This window comes from Candidatus Saccharimonadales bacterium, assembly GCA_035480635.1.
Lineage (GTDB): Bacteria > Patescibacteriota > Saccharimonadia > UBA4664 > DATIHN01 > DATIHN01.
The window spans coordinates 1-2,222 of the sequence record DATIHN010000026.1 but is presented as its reverse complement, the minus strand read 5'-3'; the positions used below and the strand labels follow the sequence as shown (position 1 = coordinate 2,222).

General features: G+C 49.5%; 5 protein-coding genes. 4 read left to right on the top strand and 1 reads right to left on the bottom strand.

The annotated features are described in order from the left end of the window. From VLE72_04550 to rplT, 4 genes are all read left to right on the top strand, one after another. The coding region (locus VLE72_04550) for a hypothetical protein (protein ID HSX15138.1) at positions 1–213 on the top strand (213 nt) is incomplete at its 5' end. A gap of 45 nt (positions 214–258) precedes the next feature. Beyond that, the gene (gene infC / locus VLE72_04545) at positions 259–783 is read left to right on the top strand and encodes a translation initiation factor IF-3 (protein HSX15137.1); all 525 of its coding nucleotides are present in this window, start codon (positions 259–261) and stop codon (positions 781–783) included. After that, on the top strand, positions 770–964 hold the full coding sequence (rpmI, locus tag VLE72_04540; GenBank protein ID HSX15136.1) for a 50S ribosomal protein L35: 195 nt from the start codon (positions 770–772) through the stop codon (positions 962–964). Before infC ends, rpmI begins: the two co-directional genes overlap by 14 nt. Beyond that, the gene (gene rplT / locus VLE72_04535) at positions 964–1,308 is read left to right on the top strand and encodes a 50S ribosomal protein L20 (protein HSX15135.1); all 345 of its coding nucleotides are present in this window, start codon (positions 964–966) and stop codon (positions 1,306–1,308) included. Before rpmI ends, rplT begins: the two co-directional genes overlap by 1 nt. Before the next feature lie 11 nt (positions 1,309–1,319). On the opposite strand, the gene VLE72_04530 is transcribed toward rplT, so the two are convergent. Beyond that, a partial coding sequence (locus VLE72_04530; protein HSX15134.1) for a glycosyltransferase occupies positions 1,320–2,222 on the bottom strand: 903 nt, incomplete at its 5' end.

Sequence of the window (2,222 nt, the reverse complement as noted above, 5' to 3'; positions counted from 1 at the left end):
GTTGCTCGCTTCCGCGGCCAAATGGTCCACGAAGATCATGCCACTACCAGGGTTTATGGCACCAAACTAACCATCGATGCCAAACCCGGAGCCAGCATCATGATCGATGGCAAAGTGGCCGGCCGGACACCCATTGCCATCCGTTTAACTGACCGCAAAGTTCGCTTTATAGCCGAAAAAATCGCTACCGGCCTACCCAGTTTGGAACGTTGACTTGGAAGCCGTTTTCTGCTAGCCTAACCCAAGAGCTTTAAGGAGATCAAGATCAACAAAATCCGTCTTAATCGAGAAATCAGCGCATCATCAGTCAGATTGATCGGCGTTGATGGCGAGCAATTTGGGGTCATCCCCCTAACTGAAGCCCTCGAGAGAGCCCAACAGACGGGTTATGATCTAGCCGAAATCGCCCCCCAGGCCAACCCGCCGGTGGTGAAGCTGCTGGACTGGGGCAAGTACCGCTACGAACAAACCAAGCAACTCCAAAAAAGCAAGAAAAATCAGAAGCAAGTCGAAGTTAAGCACATCCGGGTTGGTCTCAAAATCGGTCAGCACGATCTAGCGGTTAAAGAAAAGCAGGCCCGCAAGTTTTTAGCTTCCGGCTATAAAGTCAGGGTTGGGTTGTTGTTTCGAGGCCGCGAAATTACTCATCCAGAGCTGGGCCGGACCATCATCTCGGATTTTGCCGCCAAGCTGGCTGATCTGGCCGAGATTGAGCAAGACTTTGCCCAAACCGGTCGCGAATTGAGTATTACCTTAGGAGCTAAGAAAGATGCCAAAAATTAAAACCCATCAGGGTATGTCCAAGCGAATCAAAGTGACTGGTTCAGGCAAGTTGCTGCACCGGAAGGCTTATCGTGGGCACTTGCTCGGCGGTAAGCAGCTTTCGTTGAAACGAACTTACGTCAAAGAGTTCGAGGTGGCTTCTGGTGATCACGCCAATGTTAAGCGAATGATTGGAAAGTAATGAGAGTCAAACGGGGCGTTACCAGCCACCAAAAGCACAAGAAATTAATGGCTCAAACCAAGGGTATGAGCCATGTCCGCCAGGCCAGCGTCAAACAAGCCAAGCAAGCGGTGCTGAAGTCTTTGAGTTATCAATACCGCGACCGCCGCAATCGTAAGCGCGACTTTCGCTCGCTTTGGATCACGCGGATCAATGCCGGGTTGCACGATTACGATCTATCGTACTCTCAATTTATCAATGGGCTTAAAAAAGCCGAGGTCGAACTAGATCGCAAAATCTTAAGTGAGCTTGCCACCAACCAGCCCAAGGCCTTCGCTGGTGTTGTGAAGGCTGCTCAGAAGTAGTATTAGTCTGCTTAAGATAGTTTGTCCTCGACAAATTGCTTGATCTGCTGCCTGAAATTTTGATTACTAAAGACCTCGGCCCGGCGGCCTAAAACTGCTTGGTCAAATTCAAGGGCCTCGAACTTTTTCATGGCCTGAATTATCGAATCAACGCTCGGTTCTCTAAAGAATACGCCCGTCTGGCCACTGACCACGGATTCCAAGGCCCCTCCCCGGCCGTAGGCAATAACCGGGCAACCACTGGCCATAGCTTCGAGTGGTGTAATGCCAAAATCCTCTTCGGCCGTAAATATAAGGGCTTTAGCACCGGAATAGAGCCTGGCCGTTTCACTATCGCTTAGTCGGCCCAAGAATCGAACATTTGGACCGGCTAGCTGCTTCAAACGCGGCATTTCACTACCGTCTCCCACCACCATTAATTGGCGTTTCATGCGGTTGCACGCTTGAATAGCCAATTCAATTTGTTTATAGGGAATCAGGCGCGAAACTACCAAATAATAATCCTCCCGCTTGGTTTGACTGCTAAAACGATCTAGATCCACCGGCGGATAAATTACCTTTGAATCGCGGCGGTAATATTTACTAATCCTGGCCTGAATGTATTTTGAATTAGCAATTAAGTAATCAGGCCGTTGAGCCGCCGCAAAATCCCAAGCCCGCAGTTTGGTAACTTGCCTGGGCATGACTAGGCGGACAATTGGTGATAGTTTGCCAAAACCCGGATGCCTCAAGTAATCCTGGTAGCCACTCCAGTAATACCGCGTTGGTGTATGGATGTAGCTAATGTGCATGGTCCCAGGCGGCGTTATTAGACCCTTAGCTTCAGCTGAGGATGATGAAATTACCAGATCGTAACCGCGGAAATCAAAACTTTCGAAAGCCGTTGTACGCAAAGTTGGAAAGAGTTGGTGTTT

Excerpts from the sequence above, each read along its gene's own strand:
- rplT (HSX15135.1), top strand. The coding sequence starts at position 964 with ATGAGAGTCAAACGGGGCGTTACCAGCCACCAAAAGCACAAGAAATTA.
- rpmI (HSX15136.1), top strand. The coding sequence starts at position 770 with ATGCCAAAAATTAAAACCCATCAGGGTATGTCCAAGCGAATCAAAGTG.